The organism is Noviherbaspirillum denitrificans (assembly GCF_002211445.1).
Classification (GTDB): Bacteria; Pseudomonadota; Gammaproteobacteria; order Burkholderiales; family Burkholderiaceae_D; genus Noviherbaspirillum; species Noviherbaspirillum denitrificans.
The window spans coordinates 3938526-3942953 of the sequence record NZ_LSTO01000001.1 but is presented as its reverse complement, the minus strand read 5'-3'; the positions used below and the strand labels follow the sequence as shown (position 1 = coordinate 3942953).

Annotated in this window: 3 protein-coding genes; 1 reads left to right on the top strand and 2 read right to left on the bottom strand. The window is 65.4% G+C overall.

Features of this window, described 5'->3' with window-relative positions; all coding sequences use genetic code 11:
- A partial coding sequence (locus AYR66_RS19105; RefSeq protein WP_206047224.1) for a DUF748 domain-containing protein occupies positions 1 to 2148 on the top strand: 2148 nt, incomplete at its 5' end.
- Position 2149: 1 nt separating this feature from the next.
- Here AYR66_RS19105 and AYR66_RS19100 read toward each other — a convergent pair.
- Together AYR66_RS19100 and sstT are read right to left on the bottom strand one after the other, a co-directional pair.
- Positions 2150 to 3517 (bottom strand): sodium-dependent transporter, encoded by a 1368-nt coding sequence (locus AYR66_RS19100; RefSeq protein ID WP_088708814.1) that lies wholly within the window; start codon positions 3515 to 3517, stop codon positions 2150 to 2152.
- A gap of 16 nt (positions 3518 to 3533) precedes the next feature.
- The coding region (sstT, locus tag AYR66_RS19095; protein ID WP_088709934.1) for a serine/threonine transporter SstT at positions 3534 to 4428 on the bottom strand (895 nt) is incomplete at its 5' end.

The window sequence follows — 4428 nt, the reverse complement described above, 5'->3', positions numbered from 1 at the left end:
CTCTCCCCGCCAGCGGCACCGGCGCCGGCGCGCAAGCAGGAGGCATCCAGGCCGCCTGCGCTGAAGGTGACGCTCGCTGAACTGGCAGTGCGCGGTGCATCGCTGCGTTATGCGGATGAGCAGGTGCCGCTGCGCGCCTCGGCCGGCAAGCTCGACCTCGCACTGCGCAAGCTCGCCGTCGACACCCGCAAGCAGAGCATCGACATCGCCGAAATCGCATCCGCCAGCGCCGATGTCCAGGTCATCCGCCTCGCGCCTGCGCCGCGCGCAGCGACGCCCGCCAGCGGCACAACGCCCCAGCACGCTGATGAAGGCAAGGGCTATGCAGTCAACGTCGCGCGCACCGCGATCGGCAACTGGTCCCTGCGCGTGGAAGACCAGGGCGCGAGGGAACCGATCATCACAACCGCCGCGCCCTTCAGCCTGACAGTGGACGGGCTGTCGACCGATCCGGCGTCGCGCGCGCGGATGGACATGAAGGCCTCGGTCAACAAGTCAGGCCAGATGGCCGTCAACGGCACGCTCGGCATGACGCCGTTGCATGCCGACCTCGCGCTCGACATCAAGGGCGTCGACATCCTGCCGCTGCAACCCTTCGTCACCGACAAGGTCAACCTGCATGCGACCAGCGCCAACCTGTCATCCAAGGGCAAGGTCCTGCTCGACGCGGGACAGGATGGCAAGCTGCGCGGCGGCTTCAAGGGCGACGTTACGCTGGGGAACCTGGCGACGGTGGACAAAAGCGGCAGCAACGATTTCCTGCGCTGGAAATCGCTGTATGCCGGCGGTGTGGATGTGCGCCTGGAACCGCTGGCCGTGTCGGTCGACCAGCTCGCGCTCACCGATTTCTTTGCGCGCATCATCATCGATCCGACCGGGCGCATCAACCTGCAGGACATCGTGCGCGGCAGTGCGGATGCACCCGCCGCGCCGAAGAAGGACAACGGCGCCCAGGCGTCCGCCATGCCGCCGGTTACCATCAAGCGCGTCAGCCTGCAGGGCGGCCGCGTGCGCTTCACCGACAACTTCATCAAGCCCAACTATTCCGCCAGCCTGTCACACTTCGGCGGCGTGGTGTCGGGGCTGTCATCCGATCCTGCCAGCCGCGCCGACGTCGACCTGCGCGGCGAGGTCAACAACGCGCCGCTGGCTGTCGCCGGCCGCATCAACCCGCTGCGCGGGGACCTGTTCCTCGACCTCAAGGCCAATGTGCGCGGCATGGAACTGGCGCCGCTGTCCGCGTATTCCGGCAAATATGTCGGCTACGGCATCGAAAAGGGCAAGCTCTCCTTCGAGGTCGGCTACCAGCTCGACAACCGCAAGCTCAGTGCTGAGAACCGCCTGGTACTCGAACAGCTGACCTTCGGGGAAAAGGTCGAGAGCCCGACCGCCACCAGCCTGCCGGTGCAGTTCGCGGTCGCGCTGCTGGCCGACCGCAACGGCGTCATCGACATCAACCTGCCGGTTTCCGGCTCGCTCGACGATCCGCAATTCTCCATTGGTGCGATCGTGTTCAAGCTGATCGGCAATGCGATCGTGAAGGCGGTGACGCAGCCGTTCGCGCTGCTCGGCTCGCTGTTCGGCGGCGGGGCCGAATTGTCCAACATGGCCTTCGAACCGGGCCGCGCGGCGATTCCTGCCGCAGGTGAAGAAAAGCTGCGCTCGCTGGCCAAGGCGCTGACCGACCGTCCCGGCCTCAAGCTCGACATCGGCGGCCGCGTCGATCCGGAGGCCGACCGCGAAGGGCTGAAGCATGTGTCGGTCGAGCGCAAGGTCCGTGCGGTCAAGATACGCGACCTGCGCGCCAAGGGGGTGGAGGTCGAACCGGGTAGCGTCACAGTCAGCCGAGAGGAATATCCGGCGCTGCTGCTGCGCGCTTACCGCGATGAAAAGTTCCCCAAGCCGCGCAACGTGCTCGGCTTGCCGAAAGACATCCCAGCCGAGGAAATGGAAAAGCTGATGATGGCCAATGCCGAGATCGACGAGGATGACCTCTATGCGCTCGGCAACCAGCGCGCGCAGTCGGTGAAGAACTGGCTGCAGAAGAACGGGCAGGTGCCGCCGGACAGGCTGTTTGTCACGGCGGCAAGGATGGCGGCGAAGGAAGGCAGTACGCCGCCGAGCAGGGTGGACTTCGCGCTCAGGTGAGTCAGAAGACTTTCAGGCCCTTGAGCATCACGATGAGGATGAGCAGCGGCGACACGTAGCGCAGCAGGAAGAACACCACCCGGGCCAGAGCGCCGTTGCGGAGTTGCCCGTCATTCGACAGTGCCTGGCTGAAGCGGTCGAAGCCCCATACCCATCCCGCGAACAGCGCGATGAAGATGCCGCCTGCCGGCAGGATCAGGTTGGACGACACGAAGTCGAACAGGTCGAACAGGTTCAGCCCGAACAGCTTGAAGCCGGACAGCGTGCTGTTGGTCAGCGCGCACAGCGAACCGCTCACCGCCAGCAGCGCCAGCGTCAGGGCGGTGGCCTTGCGGCGCGACAGCGCGAAGCGTTCCTGCAGGATCAGCACCGGCACTTCCATCAGCGACAGCGTGGCGCCGGTCGCGGCAATCGCGGTCAGCACGAAGAACACCGTCATCAACACCTGGCCCATCGGGATCTGCGAGAACACCGCCGGGATGGTGATGAATACCAGCGCCGGGCCGGCGGCAGGTTCGAAACCGAAGGTAAACACCGCCGGGAAGATCGCGATGCCGGCCAGCATCGACACGCACAGGTCGGCGCACATCACGCGGAAAGCGGTGCCCGGGATGTCCTGGTCGTCGCGGAAGTAGCTCCCGTAGGTCATCATCGTCCCCATGCCGATCGACAGCTTGAAGAAGGCGAGACCGAGCGCGGTCAGCGCGACGCCCGCCGTCAGCTTGCTGAAGTCCGGGTTGAAGAGGAAGGCCAGGCCGTCCGCCGCCTTGTCCAGCGACAGGCTGACCGCGCACAGCAGCACCAGCAGCAGGAACAGCAGGGGCATCAGCTTCTTGGTCAGCGCCTCGATGCCCTTTGCCACACCCATCAGCAGGATGCCGCCCATGAAAGCCAGCACCACCCACTGCCAGACCAGGGATTGCACCGGATCGGAGATCAGCGCGCCGAACGCGGCTTCCGTTACCGTGCGGTCGCTGGTCAGGATGGATCCGGACAGCGCCTTGAGCACATACGCAAACACCCAGGCCACGACTTCCGAATAGAAGGACAGGATCAGGAACGACGCCAGCATGCCGGCGGCGCCGATCAGCCACCACGGCTGGCGGGCGGGCGCGAGCGCGATCAGCGCGGAAACCGGGTTCGCCTTTGCTTTCCGGCCCATGGAGATCTCCGCGATCATGACCGGCAACCCGACCAGCAGGGTCGCCATCAGGTAGACCAGCAGGAAGCTGGCGCCGCCGTTGGCGCCGGTCAGGGTGGGGAATTTCCAGATATTGCCGAGGCCGACGGCGGAGCCGAGGGTCGCGGCCAGCACGCCGAATGCGGAACTGAATCCGTCCCGCTTGCCGTGATGTGTGTGTTCGCTCATGACGTGTTCCTGTTGATTACTGCGCGTCCACATCGCCGTTGGCAATGCATGCCGCGGCGGTGAAGAGGACGTCGCTGGAGGAGTTCAGCGCGGTTTCGGCCGAATCCTGAAGCACGCCGATGATGAAGCCGACAGCCACTACCTGCATTGCCACGTCGTTGCTGATGCCGAACAGGGTGCAGGCGAGCGGGATGAGCAGCAGTGAGCCGCCCGCCACGCCGGACGCGCCGCAGGCGCAAATGGAAGCGACGACGCTGAGCAGGATGGCGGTCGGGATGTCGACGCTGATGCCGAGCGTATTGACCGCAGCCAGGGTCAGCACGGTAATGGTGATGGCTGCGCCGGCCATGTTGATGGTCGCACCCAGCGGAATCGATACCGAGTACGTGTCTTCATGCAGGCCGAGGCGCTTGCTCAGTTCCAGGTTGACCGGAATGTTCGCCGCCGAGCTGCGTGTGAAGAAGGCGGTGATGCCGCTTTCGCGCAGGCAGGTCAGCACGAGCGGGTAGGGATTGCGGCGGATCTTCCACCACACGATGGCCGGGTTGACGACCAGGGCAATGAACAGCATGCAGCCGATCAGCACCGCGAGCAGGTGCGCGTAACCGACGAGCGCGGAGAGGCCGGCTTCAGCGAAAGTGGCGCCGACAAGGCCGAAAATGCCGAGCGGCGCAAAGCGGATGACGGCCTTGACGATGAGCGACACGCTCTCGGAGAGGTCATTGAATACCACGCGCGTCGTGTCGCTGGCGTGGCGGATGGTGATGCCGAGCGCCACGGCCCAGACCAGGATGCCGATGAAGTTGCCCTTCATGAGTGCGTTGACCGGATTGTCCACCGCGCTCGTCAGGAGCGAGTGCAGCACCTCCACGATGCTACCCGGGGCGGCGGCGGCCTTGTCGACTGCAGTC